This window comes from Arcticibacter pallidicorallinus (genome assembly GCF_003002875.1).
GTDB lineage: Bacteria > Bacteroidota > Bacteroidia > Sphingobacteriales > Sphingobacteriaceae > Arcticibacter > Arcticibacter pallidicorallinus.
Window position 1 is genome coordinate 112004 of record NZ_PVTH01000008.1, and the last position, 17493, is coordinate 129496.

Sequence of the window (17493 nt, forward strand, 5' to 3'; positions counted from 1 at the left end):
CAGTTAGTCATTAAACATCGTTCATGAAAGTTTGGTATCAGCTCAGCAAAGAAGAGGTCTTAAAAGAACTCCATACCGGCAGCTCCGGCCTTAGCAACTCCTCCATTCCTGCTCTTCAGGAAAAGTTTGGCAAAAACACCCTTAAGGAAGCTCAGCAAAAAAGCAAACTCAGCATACTTCTATCCCAGTTTAAAGATGTAATGATCATCATCCTGATCGTTGCGGCTGTTATATCGTTCCTGGTTGGCGAACATACCGACGCTTATGTGATTCTGGCTATCATCATCGGAAATGCCTGGATCGGGTATACGCAGGAATATAACGCCGAAGAGTCGGTTCGTATGCTGCAGAAAATGTCGGCCCAGTCGGCCCTGGTTTTGCGCGACGGTCATCCAACCGAACTGGAAGCTTCAGAAGTTGTCCCCGGTGACATTATCTTACTGGAAGCGGGTGACATTGTACCGGCTGATGGCAGGCTTCTGGAGTCGAGCTCGCTCAAAACCGAGGAAGCTGCCCTTACGGGGGAAAGTCATTCGGTCGAGAAGATCACCGAAAGTATCTCCGAGGATGACCTTCTTCCGGGCGACCAGCACAATATGGTATTCAAGGGTACAACCGTTAGCAACGGAACGGGGAAGGTTGTGATAACAGGCACCGGAATGGATACGGAGATAGGCAAGATAGCGGGATTGCTGGAGGTAAAAGACCAGCAGACTCCGCTGCAGAAAAGACTTGCGGTTTTCAGCAAACAGCTTGCGGTTATCGTGGTGGTGATTTGTCTGATTGTCTTCGGTTTTGGCCTCTGGCGCGGTGAGCCTGCATTTGCGATGTTCCTGACGGCCTTGTCACTTGCTGTTGCTGCACTCCCGGAGGCGCTTCCGGCGGTCATTACCATAGGCTTAGCTGGTGGTGCGCGCAGGATGGTAAAACAGAATGCGCTGGTGCGGATGCTGCCGGCGGTGGAGACGCTGGGTTCTGTAACCTATATCTGCAGTGACAAAACCGGGACGCTGACACAGAACGTGATGACAGTGGAGATGTTTCAGGCAGTCGATGAGCAGGAAGATTTGCTGCTCCATGCGATGATACTGAACAATGAGGTACGCTATTCTGCTGAGGGCGAACTGCTCGGCGACTCGACTGAAACAGCCCTGGTTAGCTATGCGAACGAACGTGGCAATACCAGGGAAGATTCCGAAGGGCGGTATCCCCTGGTTGGAAAGACTCCTTTTGATTCTGTGCGTATGCGCATGAGCACGCTGCATGAGCATGATGGGAAATGGATCCTGTTTGTGAAAGGCGCTCCGGCAAAAGTCGCCGAGGTGCTCAGCAACCAGTATGACTCGCAGAAGGATGAATGGCTGGACCTTAACCGGGAATGGGCTGCAGAGGGCTTGAGGGTGTTGTTTTTTGCTTACCGGAAATTTGATGAGAAGCCGGAACTTCAGGAGAAACTGGAAAGCGAACTCGATTTTCTGGGTATGGTTGCGATGATCGATCCACCAAGAGAGGAGGTGATTGACGCCGTACGGGAATGCCAGACGGCGGGAATCAGGTCGGTTATGATCACGGGCGACCAGCCATTAACCGCTCTGGCGATTGCTTCACGGCTAAACATTGTCAGCGAGGGCAATGCCGCAAGCAGAACCGGCGTTGAACTTTCGCAAATGTCTGAAGAGGAACTGAGGCGCGACATTAAAGATATTGCGGTCTTCGCCCGGGTGTCTCCGGAACAGAAGCTGAACATTGTGAAAGCGCTGCAGGCGAATGGTGAGTTTGTGGCCATGACGGGTGATGGTGTGAATGACGCGCCTTCGCTGAAGCAGGCGAATATAGGCGTAGCGATGGGGATCACGGGCACCGATGTTACGAAGGAAGCTTCGGACATGATCCTTCTTGACGATAACTTCGCCACGATAGTGAAGGCGGTCAAGGAAGGCCGGAGGATTTACGACAACATCAGAAAGTTTGTTCTGTATGTGCTCTCCTGCAATCTGGGGGAGATCCTGGTGATCTTTCTGGCGCCTTTTCTGGGTTTCCCGATTCCGCTCCTTCCCATCCATATCTTGTGGATAAACCTGGTAACGGACGGGCTTCCCGGCCTTGCACTTGCGGCGGAGCCTGCGGAGAAAGATATTATGAACCGCCCTCCCCGGCCGCCACAGGAAAACCTGTTTGCGGGTGGACTGGTTAAAAAGATCCTGGCAACGGGAATTGTATTGGCCGCGGCAGCACTGTTTACGCAGTACTATGCCATCAGTCACGGCTATGATACCGCTACTCAGCAAACGATGGTATTCACCGTGCTTTGTTTCACTCAGCTAGTGAATGCGCTTTCTGTTCGGTCATCAGGCAGCAGTATGTTTTCCAAATCAATTTTCTCTAATGCAGGGATGTGGGGAGCGATTGCGCTTACCGTGGTGTTGCAGCTGCTGATCATCTATGTACCGGCAATCGATTTTATTTTCAAAACGAAGCCTTTGGATCTGAAAGCCTTTGAAATCATCATGAGCATTACGGCAGCCTCGGCAATTGCGATAGAGCTGATCAAATACCTGACAAGGCCTAAGCGGACTTAGATATAGTATTTTTCTCCGTCGGTTTTTATCTTCCCGGCGTCCAACAGGTTACGCAGGACGGCGACGCGCTCCTTTTCGGTGCCTGAATGCAAGGCGCTGATCAGCTCCTCGAGGTTGAGGTGATGACCGGAGAGGGTATCGACCAGTTCATAGGTAATCTGTTCGTTCAGGCCTGCAGTAGCGGCATTTCTTTTTTCTTCCAGGCAGACATCGCAGGTACCGCACTTCTCGGCGTTGGGCTCATTAAAGTAGCGAAGGAGCGTCACGCTTCTGCATGTTTTCGTTTCCGCGTAATGCAGCATCGCATGGATTTGCGCGGTCATGGTTTCCTTACGCTCTTTCATGTATCTGGTATCCAGGAACATGCTTCCGGCTTCCATTCGTGCTCTTAAATATTGCAGCTGAGGCTTATCTGTTTGTGGCAGGTAACTCAATAGTTTGTAATCCTGAAGCTTGTTGAGCATAGACACCACTTCATCGAGGCTTTTGCCGGTCTTTTTGGCGATCTCGAATTCCTGAATAGCCGTGTACGTCTCAAACATCCCGCCGTAGGAACGTAACATGACTTTAATGAAGGAGTCATAGAACGCATTTTCGATCTGGAAGCGGTAAAGCTCCTCTGAAGATACTTCTATCTGTACTCTGGCAGGCAGATAAACGCTCTCGCTGAGCATCAGATAGCCGTCATGCTCGAGAAACTTCAGGGCGTTGATGGTCTTTACGGCGTCGAGTTTGAAGCGGGAGCAGAAATCGCCGATGTCAAAATCAAGGATCAGCCCTTCACCCGCACAGTGAGCGACCTGATAATAGTTACCCAGACATTGGTACACGTGCCGGATCTCCTGTACTGGCGGAAATTTAAGTTCCAGCCTTTTTTCGAGCAACTCGCGGTCGCCGGGATTATAAAGCAGAACGGCATAGGCCTTCTTCTCGTCGCGTCCTCCGCGTCCTGCTTCCTGGTAGTAGGCTTCGAGACTCTCGGGAACATCCATGTGCACAACAAAGCGAACGTCTGGTTTATCGATACCCATTCCGAAAGCGTTGGTGGCAACGATGACGCGCAGCTGTCCTTTCATCCAGGCGAGCTGCTTTTGAGTTCTCTGCGGAGTATCAAGTCCCGCATGATAGAAATCGGCCTTTATACCGGCGCTGTTGAGGAGCCGGGAGATCTCCTGAGTTTCCCGTCGGTTTCTGACGTAAACAATACCTGTTCCCTGAACATTATGGGCGACGGAAAGCAACTTCCGAACCTTATTTTCTTCCTGCGAAACGACATAGCTCAAGTTTGCACGACTAAAACTTTTAGAGAGCACGTTAGTGGCTTTGAAGGCCAGCTTTTCCTGAATATCGGCAATGACGCGCACGGTGGCAGTGGCTGTAAGGGCCAGGATGGGCACCTTCGGCTGAAGTTGTCGCAGCTCGGCCAGCTGCAGGTAGGGAGGTCTGAAATCATAACCCCACTGGGAAATGCAATGTGCCTCGTCGATAGCGATCAGGTTCACTTTCATATAGCTGATCCGCTCGCGGACAAGGGACGACAGCAGGCGTTCGGGAGAGACGTAGAGAAACTTGATATTGCCGTACACGCAATTGTCGAGAAGAATATCCACTTCACGTTTGGACATTCCGGAGACGAGGGAGACAGCTTCGATTCCCTTATCCTTGAGCGCTTCTACCTGGTCCTTCATCAGGGCTATCAGCGGCGATACGACGATGCAAATTCCGGGCTGTACGAGCGCCGGGACCTGGAAACAGACGGACTTCCCTCCTCCCGTCGGCATAAGGGCAAGCGTATCCCTTCCTTCTAACACGGATCGGATGATGTCTTCCTGCAGGGGCCTGAAGGAGTCAAAGTTCCAGTATGCCTTAAGTGCCTCGTATATGGTCATGGCTTCAAACATACATATTTTTTGTGCGTTGATATGAACACGGCAATCGGCAGGGGTCAAACTTTAATGACAATCCCTGCCTTGTGGGATAAGAGCGTATATTTGCACAGCTTAGGGACATACATAATGAAAAGATACACACTGATATTGTTTACACTGCTTTTTCAATACGCATCTGCACAGGTTAAGTCGAATTGGAACGTAGAAAAACCGGGAGGACCAACCAAAGCAGTTTCTTTTAGCACTGATGAAGGGACATGGATGAATCTGGACGTCAGTCCGGATGGTAAAGAAATTGTGTTTGACCTGCTGGGTGATATTTATAAGATGCCTATATCTGGGGGCAGGGCGACCTTACTTTCGGGCGGCAATGCGTTTGATGTACAGCCCCGCTTCAGTCCGAACGGCAAACAAATCTCCTATACCAGCGACCGTGAGGGCGGCGACAATATCTGGGTGATGAACAGCAACGGATCAGGTAAGCGTGCTGTATCGAAGGAAACCTTCAGGCTGCTGAATAATGCAGTATGGACGCCCGATAATCAGTTCCTTATCGCCAGGAAGCACTTTACCAATACCCGTTCTCTTGGAGCAGGCGAAATGTGGATGTACCATATTTCGGGGGGCGAAGGTGTGCAGCTGACGAAACGCAAAAATGATCAGCAGGATGCCGGCGAACCGGAAGTGTCCCACGACGGGAAATATATCTATTACAGTGAAGATGTGAGTCCGGGCCCCTACTTTCAGTACAATAAAGATCCGAACGGGGAAATCTATGCTATCAAACGGTTGAACCGCGAAACCGGAGAGACAGAAAAAGTAACAGGTGGGCCGGGAGGCGCAGTACGTCCACGCGTATCGCCGGATGGGAAGTTGCTTGCTTTTGTAAGAAGGGCAAGGCTTAAATCGGTGCTCTATCTGCATGATCTGAACACTGGAGAAGAGTGGCCTGTTTATGATGACCTGTCCCGCGATCAGCAGGAGACATGGGCGATCTTTGGCGTTTATCCGAACTTTGCCTTTACTCCCGACAGCAAGAACATCATCTTTTATGCCAAGGGAAAGATCAGGAATCTGGATATCCTTACGCAGACGGTAAGTATTATTCCTTTTGAAGTCAACTCTTCACATGTTATTGCCGAAGTCCTTCATTTTGAACACCAGGTCTTTAATGAGGAATTTGATTCGAGGATGATCAGGCAGCTGGCTACCTCTCCTGATGGAAAGATGATTGCTTTCAATTCAGGGGGATTCGTCTACCTGAAGGAACTGCCTAACGGTCAGCCTAAGCGTATCTCTACGGGCACAGCGTTTGAGTTTGATCCTAATTTCAGTCCGGACGGCAAGTCAATGGTTTATGTTGCCTGGACAGACGAAGACAAGGCTTCTATCAGGAAACTTGACCTCCAGACGCTCGAGTCACAACCTCTGACCTCTGAAAAAGGGTTTTATTATACGCCTCGCTACTCCAACAAAGGAGACAAAATTATATATGCAAAGGGGGGAGGCAACCATATGTTGGGATATACCCATGGAAAGAATCCGGGGATCTATATCATTTCTGCTAATGGAGGAACGCCTCAGAAAGTTGTCGGCAAAGGGGTCGATCCGTATTTCAACGGAAACGACTCGCGTGTATTTTTCCAGAGCACACATGAAGGCAAAAAAGCTTTTATGAGTGTGGACCTGAGCGGCGGCAGTGAGCGTGTGCACTACCATTCCCAGTACGCCAGTCAGTTTGCGCCTAGTCCGGATGGCAAATGGCTTGCTTTCACTGAGTTGTTCAACGCTTATATCACCCCTCTGCTGAACACGGCCAACGGCATTGAGCTGTCGGCAACCAACAAGTCGCTGCCGGTAACCAAGGTGACGCGTGACGCGGGGATTTATCTTCATTGGAGCCACGACAGCAAGAACCTGAACTGGACACTCGGTTCGCAGTATTTTAGCAGACAGGTAAAGAATACCTTCAGTTTTGCTGAGGGTGCACCCAATAACCTTCCTCCTATCGACACCTCGGGCGTTGAAATCGGTCTGAAGATCAAAAGCGACCTTCCGGAAGGCAAGATCGCTTTTACAAACGCACGGATCATTACGATGAAGGGTAAAGAAGTAATTAAAAAAGGAACGATCGTGATAGAGGGTAACCGTATCACGGCCGTCGGTCCGGCGGATCAGGTGAAGGTTCCGGATGATGCGAAAGTGATCAGCGCGGACAACCAGACCATTATGCCTGGGCTGGTAGATGTGCATGCTCATCTGCCTACCAGTCCGGACGGAATCTCTCCTCAACAAGACTGGAGTTACTATGCCAACCTCGCTTATGGCGTAACAACGGCACATGACCCTTCCAGCAACACGGAGATGGTCTTAAGTCAGGCTGAAATGGTGAGGGCAGGAACAATAAAAGGACCGCGGATATATTCTACCGGCACTATTTTGTATGGTGCGGATGGCGACTTCAAGGCGGTGATCAATAGTGCTGACGATGCACGCTCGCACCTGAGAAGATTAAAGATGTCGGGCGCCTTTTCAGTAAAATCGTACAACCAGCCCAGAAGAGAGCAGCGCCAGCAGATCATACAAGCGGCCAGGGAGCTGAAGATGGAGGTATTCCCGGAAGGCGGCTCTACGTTCTTTACCAATATGTCGATGATCCTGGACGGGCATAGCGGCATTGAGCACAATATACCGGTTATACCGGTTTATAAAGACGTTAAATCGCTATGGAACGCCAGCAAATCGGGGTACACTCCTACACTGATCGTTAGTTATGGCTCACAGTCGGGAGAAAACTTCTGGTACGACCGCACAAACGTCTGGGAGAACGACAAACTGCTAAGCTTCACTCCCAGAGGCATTATTGACAGCCGTTCAAGACGGAGGACGACCTCTGAATTTGGCGACTACGGGCATATCGAAGTGTCGAAAGCCGTGAAATATATAGCCGACGGAGGCACGAAGATTAACTTAGGTTCTCACGGACAGATTCAGGGTCTCGGAGCACATTGGGAGCTCTGGATGCTGGCTCAGGGCGGCATGGCTGCGCATGACATCCTCCGTGCGAGTACGATCAACGGCGCATCCTACCTCGGAATGTCGAAAGAGATAGGATCCCTTGAACCGGGTAAACTTGCGGATCTGATCGTCCTGGACGCCAATCCACTGGATGATATCAGAAATACAGATAAGATCAGGTCGGTAATGGTAAATGGTCGGCTGTTTGACGCACAGACCATGAACGAGGAAGGAAATCATCCGATGCAACATGCAAAATTCTGGTGGCAACAAATTAAGGGTGACACCATGGGACCTGAAGGAGCGTCAGATACCTTTATTTTTACACATCCGAAGTGCGATTAAGGCTTCTTAAGTTTTTAATTTAGCCAAATTGCTCGTATTTTTGATTTATCAAAGAGAAATGCTCCTGTAAATTAGTGATCATCGCTTATTTGCAGGAGCATTTGTAATCATTAACTAAAGAATGAAGTTCAGACCATCCATTTTAGCTGCTGTATTCGTTTCAGCAGCCAGCATTTCCTTCGCGCAAGACAATCTTGTTAAATCATTAGACGCCAATCAAAGCAATAACAGCAAGGCAGGCTTCAAATTTAGTGAAGTCATCAATCTGGAAACGACATCCATCAAAAATCAGGGATCGTCAGGAACCTGCTGGGCTTATTCAACCAATTCATTTCTGGAGTCAGAAATGATTAAACAGGGACGTAAGCCTGTTGAGCTCTCTCAGATCTACCCTGCACGTTGTGCTTATATTGAAAAAGGCAGAAACTATGTCCGTATGCAGGGTGCAGTAAGCCTTGGCGATGGTGGTGCTTTTCATGACGTGATCAATATGTATCGTAAATATGGTGCGTTACCTCAGAGTGTTTACACCGGTTTGAACTACGGCACATCAAAGAATAAATTCGCGGAGATGGCGGCGGTTTCTCAGAGCGTTCTTCAGGCGGTGGTTAAAAACCCAAATGGGGTACTGACACCAAACTGGCTGGAAGCTTACACAGCGACTATCGACGCTTATCTTGGAAAAGTTCCTCAGTCGTTTACTTATGAAGGTAAAAGCTATACTCCACAAAGCTTCGCCAAGGAGGTTGTAGGCCTGAATGCCGACGATTATGTGGAGATCTCATCTTTCAAGGAATATCCAGTATACAAGAAGTTTACCTTGCTTGTACCGGATAACTGGTCCTTTGATCAGGTGTATAATGTAAAAATGGACGAGCTGACCAGCACCATCGACAATGCATTGAAAAACGGCTATACGGTTGCCTGGGCAACAGATGTGAGCGAGAAAGGCTTTAGCTGGAAGAACGGGGTTGCTTATATCCCAGAGAAGAAATACGAAGATATGAACCAGGGGGAAATCAACGAGATGTTCAACGGACCAAAGGCTGAGATGAACATCACGGAAGATTTGAGACAGCTGGAGTATGATAATTACAGCACAACTGATGACCACGGTATGCATATCGTTGGCCTGGCGAAAGATCAGAACGGTAAGGAGTATTACATTGTTAAAAATTCGTGGGGATTATCTAATGATTACAAAGGGTTCTTGTATGTAACCAAGAACTTTGTTAAGTTGAAGACGACCACCCTTCTTCTCAATAAAAAGGCTATTCCTTCTGATGTAAGAAAGAAACTAGGCGTATAGCGCGAGTCACATTATCAACAAGAACGGCTGCCAGTACTTTGTACTTGCAGCCGTTCTTGTTACGGGGGTTCCTTTATGCCTTCTCCGGCTATGAGAATTTCTCTATTTTTGTTTAAAATAAATCTATATGCCTCAAAATATTATTCCCTCGACGGGCAATACACCGGCTTCTGCATTTGAAAGACTCTTGACGGTAATGAACACGCTCAGAGAGCAGTGTCCATGGGATAAGAAACAGACCATGGAAAGCCTGAGACATCTGACGATTGAAGAAACTTATGAGCTGTCTGACGCGATCCTGGAGGCTGACCCCGATGAGATCAAGAAGGAAATAGGTGATATCATGCTACACCTGGTTTTTTACGCAAGGATAGCTTCGGAAACCGGGCAGTTTGATATCGTCGATGTGCTGAATGGCATCTGTGAAAAGCTCATCATCAGACATCCACATATATACGGCGACACGGTTGTTCAGAGTGAGGACGACGTGAAACGGAACTGGGAGAAGCTCAAACTCAAGGAAGGCAATAAATCTGTTCTGGGAGGCGTCCCCCCTTCCCTTCCGGCCCTGGTAAAAGCTTCGCGGATACAGGAGAAGGCCAGAGGAGTGGGCTTTGACTGGGAGGATAAATCACAGGTTTGGGAAAAGGTGGAGGAAGAGATGCAGGAATTTAAGGAGGAGTTCAATACCGTTTCCGGAGTTCCTGTTGATATAGAAAAGGCTGAAGCGGAGTTCGGGGATTTGCTGTTCTCGCTGATCAATTACGCCCGCTTTATTAAGATCAATCCGGAAAATGCTTTGGAAAAAACCAATAAGAAATTCATCAAGCGTTTTCAGTATCTGGAGTCCAAGGCGGCCGAAAATGGCAAGGCTTTGCAGGATATGACCCTGGCAGAAATGGATATATTCTGGAACGAGGCAAAGACCATTTAAAACTTCAGCTTTATTGTAGCGAAACGATCCGGATCAGCGTATTTATATCATTATGATAGCAGATCGTTTTAAGTCAAAAAAACAGTAGAATTGATTAAGAACGATTCCAAGTCCATGCATAAACCTCAGAGTTTTTCTGAAAACGAGTTGATTTCAAGGTGCAAGTCGGGAGAGATAAAGTTTCAGGAAAAACTTTACAAGCATTTCTATGGATATGCTATGGGCGTTGGGATGAGGTATTTACAAAACAAAGATGACGTATTGGAAGTGGTGAATGATTCTTTTATTAAGGTTTTTAAGGCGATAAGTTTTTACGATGAAAACCAACCTTTTAAGGCCTGGCTACGTAGAATTATTGTAAATACGTCTATCGATCATAGAAGACGAAACCTGAAGCACATGAATCAGGAAGATATAGACGAGGCAATATATATCGGCAAAGCGCCGGAGGCAGTGGAGAATATTAATGCGAAAGATATACTTAAGCTGCTGAACTACCTTCCGGAGATCCAAAAAACGGTATTCAACCTATATGAAATTGATGGTTACAGTCATGACGAAATAGGCAATATGTTATCTATACCGGTCAGCTCCTCCCGCGTTTACCTGAGTCGGGCTAAAGAAAAATTAAGAAAGCACTGGAATCATCAGGAGGGTAGCTATGCAAGATAGTTTTGACAAAAAGTTGGTTGAACGAATTGTTCAGGTCTTTGATGAGTATGAGGATGACTCTGCTGATCATGGATGGGAACAACTGCGTCTGAAACACCAGCCTGCCAAGCGCCGCTCTCCTGTCATTTACTGGCTTGGATCTGCCGCTGCAGTATTATTGTTGATAGCCGGTGTCTGGATGTTCTATCCGAAAGACGCCAAGATCCAACTGGCATCGCAGGAAAAACCTCGGGAGGCTACTTTATCTCATGACGGAGGCTTATCCCGGCAAGGCGCCGAAGAAGCAACTGCGAGCGCCGGAGAGCCCATGGACAGAGAAAGCGGAGAGGAAACCAGATTGTACGTTGCAAGATCGGGCAAACGAAATAATGAGCCAGGGCTAGCGGCAGAAGAACAGCCTATGTCTGTGTCGTTGGCCGTTTCTGCAGCGAGAGACACTTTGGCGGCGAATAGTTTGGAACAAACTCCGGTCATTGCCTCTATAGAGACCGGGGAACAAGTTCAGGAGCATGCACCTGCGGTAGCTAGCGAAGTCAGGAGACCTGCTGCAACGGCTGTTCCGGAAAGCTATGATCAACTGCAGCAGGCTAAGCGTGAGCTGCTAGCAGAAGAAGGTTCCAATCATAAAGAAAAAAGCAAGGATGCGAAGCTATCGTTCAGTTTGTATGCGGGTAGTCACGTCTCTTATGCGGAAGGAAGTAAATCGCGGGTCAATACCGGTGTAGGAATTAGTTCTGAATTGGATCTGACATCGAAACTGAAGTTGACAACAGGTGTTTCTATAGCGCAAAACTCATTGCGATATGACTCTCGCATTCCTGAACAGGCAGCTGCGTCTTTCTTAAGCTCAACCATGTCCAAAAGCCAGAATCTCATGGTTGCGGGTCCGGATGCTAAAGTTTCGGCTATCAATTACTCTATTCATGGCTATGACGCCTCTTTGATGGGTTTGGATATTCCGGTTAACCTGAAGTATACCTTCTTCGAGAAAAAAGAGGAATTGTATGTGGTTGCCGGGCTGAGTTCCAATTTCTTCTTCGACGAAACCTATACCTACGACTACGGATATAATTCCATTTATGACAGTTCAGTGGAATCGTTCCCTAACGAAAAGACCACTACCAATACCAGCAGCTTTGACTTTGCCAGGATGCTGAACCTGTCAGTGGGCTATGGTTACCCAATTGGCAAGCAAAGCAAGTTATCCCTTGAGCCTTTTCTAAAATACCCGCTTGGGGGACTTGGTTCACAGGATATCCGCTTCAGTTCCGCAGGGCTTAATCTAAAATGGAACTTTAATTCGCGCTAGCCTACTTGAAGGTAATGGCCTTGACGGGCGAGATTCTGCTGACCAGCGTTGAAGGAATGATAAGCACCAGGAGGCAGATGACGAGCGTTCCGGCGTTAAGTAAGAGGATATCGGCGACTTCGAGTTCCACCGGCACAAAAGACATGTAATAGGATGCCTGATCGAGCTCGAAGAAGTGAGTATGCACCTGAAACAGGCCGAGGCCAATGCCTAACACATTTCCGAGTAAGAGTCCGAAACCAATCAGATAGGCGGCATTTTGGAGGAAGATCTTCTGGATGCCCCAGTTAGTGGCGCCAAGAGCCTTTAATACCCCGATCATGTTCGTTCTTTCCAGAATAATGATAAGCAGCGCGGAGATCATGTTGATGATCGCTACAGCAAGCATCAGAATCAGGATTACCTCTGTATTGACATCTAAAAGGGAGAGCCACTGAAAAATGGTTGGATAATACTCCGTGATAGAATAGGCACGCAGACCCATGCCAATGTTATCATTGACACTGAGGGCGGAATGGTCGACGGCGTCGAAATGTTTGACCTGTACTTCATAACCTCCAACGGTGCCCGGCGCCCAGTTGTTCAGACGCTGTACTACGGAGATGTCCCCGATAACATAGGCTTTGTCTACTTCCTCAATCCCCAGATCGTATATTCCGACGATATCAAACTTCCTTCTCCGGAGAGGCTCCTGCACAAAGTACATAAGAAAGTCATCCCCCACTTTCAGTCGCATTCGATCTGCTATAACCTTGGAAATCAGGATCTGTCTCTTGGCTTTGACGCTGTCTGTGAAGTCGATGACATCCCCCGAAACAAGTACCTTTTTGAAATAGTCCCAGTTAAAGTTCTTGTCTACCCCCTTAAGGATCACGCCCTCCATTTCATCATTGGCATTGATTATCCCTTGCTTTACGGCATAAGGATACATGTGGGAGATGTTGGGGAGTTTGGAGAGCAGTGCAAGGGTGTCGGGATGGATACTAAAAGGCGAGGCCTCATTAGATGCGTTTAAGTCATATTTCATGACGATAATGTCGCCCGAGAAACCCCTTACTTTCTCGCGGATTTCAGACTTGAAGCCTTTAACAACGGCAACAGACAGAATCATCACGGCAAGACCGAGCATGATCCCTACAATAGCGATCCGCACACTGAGCCTGGAAAAAGTGCGCTTCGAGCGGAAAGTTATTCGGTTTGCAATGAAGGAGGCGAAAGTCACGCTATAAAGTTTTTTTGTAATTTAGCAAAGATGCACATTTTTCTGCCTTGACAAATGTGCAGATATATCTTTACATACATGATAAAACATCTCACACCTCTTCTGCTTAGCGGAATTTTACTCAGCCAGCCGGTTATTTCCTGCGGCAATGTTAAACAAGCAGGCAGCGTACAACAGACTTCTGAAACTGGCTCTGAAGCCAATAGCGCGACAGTGAATCCAAGTGCGACAAGCGGACTTCTGACTGGTGCAGACCAAACGTCGCAATACCTGACTGACCTAAAAGGTAAGAAAGTGGGTATGGTTGTCAATCCGACTTCCATAATCGGCAAAACACACAGCGTAGATAGCCTAAGGTCTTTAGGAATCAACATCGTGAAGGTTTTCGGACCTGAACACGGCTTCCGTGGCGAGGCAAGTGCCGGAGCCAAAGTGAGCAGCAACATCGATGCGAAGACAGGACTTCCGGTAATCTCCCTGTACGGCAGTCATTACAAACCTACTGTTCAGGACCTTAAGGGAATTGACATTATGGTGTTTGATATACAAGATGTTGGAGTACGCTTTTATACCTATATCTCGACCCTACATTATATCATGGAAGCTTGTGCGGAAAACAAGATCAAGCTTATCGTGCTTGACAGGCCTAATCCCAACGGTTTTTATATTGACGGACCCGTTCTGGAAGAGAAATTCAAATCCTTCATTGGCATGCACCCCATCCCTGTCTTGCACGGCCTGACGATAGGTGAATATGCGAAAATGGTGAACGGCGAAGGATGGCTGAAAGGAAAGATTAAATGTGATCTTAAGATCGTCAAACTTAAAGGATATAAACATGATATGTATTATACCCTGCCTGTAAAGCCCTCACCGAATCTGAATACACAGCAGTCTATCTTGCTTTATCCATCGTTGTGTTTGTTTGAGGGCACAATTATCAGTCAGGGACGCGGAACACATATGCCTTTCCAGGTACTGGGAAGTCCGCTTTTGAAAGGAAAGTACGATTTCACTTTCAGCCCCGTCAGCATAAAAGGAATGAGTGAGACACCACTGCATCAAAATCAGCTCTGCTACGGGCTGGATCTGCGCAAGTATGATACCTCCGTATTCAAAAAAACGGGAAAGCTGAACCTAAGCTGGCTGATCGATATGTATAATGCGTATCCGGAAAAGGAGAAGTTTTTCGATTTCAAACAAAGCAAGCAGATTAACAACTTCAACAGACTTGCAGGTAATGATAAGCTGCAGAAGCAGATTGCCTCAGGCATGAGCGAGCAGGACATACGTGCAAGCTGGGAGCCTGAACTCTCTGCCTATAAACAAATGAGAAAGAAATACCTCTTGTATCCGTAGTCATGAGAATAATATTTATGGGGACTCCAGACTTTGCGGTAGCATCGCTGGACGCACTGATCAGGAGTGGAAAAGAAGTGGTGGCGGTAGTAACTGCGCCTGATAAGCCGGCAGGCCGCGGGCAAAAGCTACAGCAATCTGCGGTAAAGCAATATGCTGTAGAACATCAGCTGCCGGTGCTTCAACCGGTGAAGCTAAAGAATGAAACCTTTTTGGAAGAGCTGAAAGCATTTAAGGCTGATCTTCAGGTAGTGGTAGCCTTTCGGATGCTGCCTGCTGTAGTCTGGGATATGCCTTCAAAAGGAACTATTAACCTCCACGGCTCGCTCCTTCCGCAGTACAGGGGTGCAGCTCCGATAAACTGGGCGATCATCAATGGCGAAAAGGAAACGGGGGTGACCACCTTCTTCCTTCAGCATGAAATAGACACCGGGAATATCCTGTTTGCTGAGAAAGTGGCGATCGGGGACGATGAGACAGCGGGTGATGTACATGACAAGCTGATGCTGACAGGTGCGGATTTGGTGGTAAAAACGGTCACGGCAATAGAGAACAACAACTACCAGGAGAAGCCTCAGGACGAGATTCTGGATGAGGAGGGTAAAGCTTTGGATACAAAGCACGCCCCCAAGATTTTTAAGGAGACTTGCCTGATCGACTGGAGCAAGCCCGTTAATGACGTATATAACCATATCAGAGGCCTAAGTCCTTATCCAGCTGCTTATACGCATTTAGACGGCAAAACACTGAAGGTTTATTCTGCGACGCGTGAGCTCTCGAAGCCTGATGTCGAAGCTGGCCAATACGAGACAGATGGTAAATCCTTCTTAAAGTTCGCGTGTACGGACGGCTACATAGCGCTTGAGACCATTCAGTTGGAGGGCAAGAAGCGGATCGGCATTGCTGAATTCCTAAGAGGCTACAGACTGTAGCCTTCATTTTCTTTCTTCACCTCGATACCCAGTTTTCTCAAAAGCAGAGAAGCATTGAAGGTCTTACACGCACCGTTCTTCAGCTTGTAGTCAAAAGTCATCTCCTCTCCAAGGACCCGGATATCAAAATAGAAATTCCGGATATAATCAGGGTATTGCTGCTCAAGCTCAGCGATCTGTAGATCATGTGTCGCCACTATCCCTACAGATCGTTGAGAAATGAGCCTTTCGATGATGGCTTTAGACCCCAGGTATTTATCCACGGAATTTGTTCCGCGGAGCATCTCATCAATCAAAAAGTACACCTTTTCATCCTCTTTGAGAACGTCTAAGAGAAGTTGCAGGCGGTTCAGCTCCGCTTTAAAGGTTGAAATATTTTCGTTCAGGGAATCCTTGATGCGCATATACGAGAAGATCTTCATATTGCTTAGTTCCATACTCCTGGCGCATACAGGGGCGCCGCAGAGAGCCAGAATGGTGTTTATACCCAGAGTTCTTAGAAAGGTACTTTTTCCAGCCATATTAGAGCCGGTTATGATATCAATCTTAAGATCGTCAGATAGATCAAAATCGTTGTTCACGCGAACATCTTCGGCGATCAAGGGGTGGCCTATTTGTGTTGCTTTTAACGTGTAACGGGCCCCCTCACTAATCAGCGGCATGCTCCATGAAGGATAATTTATATGCAGACCCGCAATGCTCTGAAGGCATTCGAAGGAACCCGCACTTCCAAAGGCATTCTCAATATAGTCTTTGTTAATCTCTTTCCATTCCAGGATAGCCGCATATTGTCTTACATCCCAGGCAAAACTGATATTAAGCAAAGTGCCGACGAACATGTTCAATCTGTAATCCAGCTTGTTCATGATTTCAGAAAGATGCTTAATTTCCGATGAAAGTGTTGTATTGGTTTCGGGCAAGGTAAATTTGCCGGCGAGTTCCCGACAAAGAGGAGAATTCCACTTTTCCTCTTCGATCATACGAAAGGCCCGTGAGTAATGGGAAAGTGTCACTCCCACTCTACCCATCATTCTTTCCGCCTTGTTTACCCGCTCATGAAAGGCAATGACCAGGATGATGTTGGCTAGTCCCGTTGCAAATAAAAGCAGCAGGAAGGGTGCATAGAAATAAGCCGCCACCGCCGAACCATAGAACAGCCAGGGACTTATCTTTATAAATGACTTTACCCAGGCTTGTATTGATTCCTTACCGGTTTCAAGATATCTAAAAAGTCCGGATACCTCCGTCTGCCCGGATTTCGAGTTAGCAAACAAAAGAGCCGCCTGAAATTGCACCTTCCAGCTCCTTTTTTCTGCAATTTCCAGAGAGGCGCTTTGGCGCTTGAGGATAGTGTCGTTTGGAGATGCATCTTTAAACCAGGCAGCCATTTGCGTTCGGCCAAAGGTAGTAGCACAGCGGTTGATCAGATGATAGAGGCTTTGCTTGCCAAAGATGTCGAGATCTGAGGTATAATTATGATGATCGTCCATCCATTCAGAGCCATCATCATACAGGTTAGTCCGGCTTCTTACACTTTCCAGTTCATTTTCATTTACCTGCAGAAGCGCCTGGTTGAAATCCTTTAATACGCTGAACTTGCTTTGTCTACTCACTAACCATGCGAAGCTGATGATGACAAGGAACAATGACAAGTAAAGCAGCCAGACTGCCTCTGCCTTAACCGCGTTGTAGATCAGAAATCCTCCCAGTACGAGGGTGCAGACCCGCAGTACGGAGTAGAGGTTAATCTTCTTATTAAGACGCCTGATCTCCGCAGATGCCTGATCTATATTTTCCTGGTAAATTCTCATGCGAAATATTGTTGTTAATTATAGCAATAAAATCCAACTCTCCTGCCCATTAAAAAAAACCGGGAGAGATACAACCTATTTGGCTATCTTGTGTTGAGCTTAATATAGTATAAA

11 protein-coding genes are annotated in these 17493 nt (G+C 47.6%); 8 read left to right on the forward strand and 3 right to left on the reverse strand.

Going from position 1 to position 17493, the window contains the following annotated elements; all coding sequences use genetic code 11:
* Positions 1–23: 23 nt before the first annotated feature.
* Positions 24–2579: a calcium-translocating P-type ATPase, PMCA-type gene (locus B0I27_RS13410; RefSeq protein WP_106294191.1), complete on the forward strand. Its 2556-nt coding sequence runs from the start codon at positions 24–26 to the stop codon at positions 2577–2579.
* Here B0I27_RS13410 and B0I27_RS13415 read toward each other — a convergent pair.
* The gene (locus tag B0I27_RS13415) at positions 2576–4480 is read right to left on the reverse strand and encodes a RecQ family ATP-dependent DNA helicase (protein WP_245925516.1); all 1905 of its coding nucleotides are present in this window, start codon (positions 4478–4480) and stop codon (positions 2576–2578) included. The genes B0I27_RS13410 and B0I27_RS13415 overlap by 4 nt on opposite strands.
* Positions 4481–4594: 114 nt before the next feature.
* On the opposite strand from B0I27_RS13415, the gene B0I27_RS13420 reads away from it, so the two are divergent.
* From B0I27_RS13420 to B0I27_RS13440, 5 genes are all read left to right on the forward strand, one after another.
* Complete coding sequence (locus tag B0I27_RS13420; RefSeq protein ID WP_181276783.1) at positions 4595–7831, forward strand: amidohydrolase family protein; 3237 nt, start codon at positions 4595–4597, stop codon at positions 7829–7831.
* A gap of 121 nt (positions 7832–7952) precedes the next feature.
* Positions 7953–9140, forward strand: a complete 1188-nt coding sequence (locus B0I27_RS13425) for a C1 family peptidase (protein WP_106294193.1) — start codon at positions 7953–7955, stop codon at positions 9138–9140.
* Between the two features lie 127 nt (positions 9141–9267).
* The gene (mazG, locus tag B0I27_RS13430; RefSeq protein WP_106294195.1) at positions 9268–10074 is read left to right on the forward strand and encodes a nucleoside triphosphate pyrophosphohydrolase; all 807 of its coding nucleotides are present in this window, start codon (positions 9268–9270) and stop codon (positions 10072–10074) included.
* Between the two features lie 90 nt (positions 10075–10164).
* Positions 10165–10746 (forward strand): RNA polymerase sigma factor, encoded by a 582-nt coding sequence (locus B0I27_RS13435; RefSeq protein ID WP_245925517.1) that lies wholly within the window; start codon positions 10165–10167, stop codon positions 10744–10746.
* Positions 10736–12055 carry a FecR family protein gene (locus B0I27_RS13440; RefSeq protein ID WP_106294199.1) on the forward strand — a complete coding sequence of 440 codons (1320 nt, stop codon included), beginning with the start codon at positions 10736–10738 and terminating at the stop codon, positions 12053–12055. Before B0I27_RS13435 ends, B0I27_RS13440 begins: the two co-directional genes overlap by 11 nt.
* 1 nt (position 12056) lies before the next feature.
* On the opposite strand, the gene B0I27_RS13445 is transcribed toward B0I27_RS13440, so the two are convergent.
* The gene (locus tag B0I27_RS13445) at positions 12057–13277 is read right to left on the reverse strand and encodes an ABC transporter permease (RefSeq protein WP_245925518.1); all 1221 of its coding nucleotides are present in this window, start codon (positions 13275–13277) and stop codon (positions 12057–12059) included.
* Between the two features lie 78 nt (positions 13278–13355).
* Between B0I27_RS13445 and B0I27_RS13450 the strand changes: the two genes are divergently transcribed.
* Both B0I27_RS13450 and fmt read left to right on the forward strand, forming a co-directional pair.
* A complete protein-coding gene (locus tag B0I27_RS13450; protein ID WP_106294201.1) occupies positions 13356–14636 on the forward strand; it encodes an exo-beta-N-acetylmuramidase NamZ family protein in 1281 nt (426 codons plus the stop codon).
* Positions 14637–14638: 2 nt separating this feature from the next.
* Entirely contained in the window at positions 14639–15568 is a 930-nt protein-coding gene (gene fmt, locus B0I27_RS13455) for a methionyl-tRNA formyltransferase (protein WP_106294203.1), read from the forward strand.
* On the opposite strand, the gene B0I27_RS13460 is transcribed toward fmt, so the two are convergent.
* Complete coding sequence (locus B0I27_RS13460; RefSeq protein ID WP_106294205.1) at positions 15556–17379, reverse strand: MutS-related protein; 1824 nt, start codon at positions 17377–17379, stop codon at positions 15556–15558. The two genes, fmt and B0I27_RS13460, sit on opposite strands and share 13 nt — an antisense overlap.
* Positions 17380–17493 lie beyond the last annotated feature (114 nt).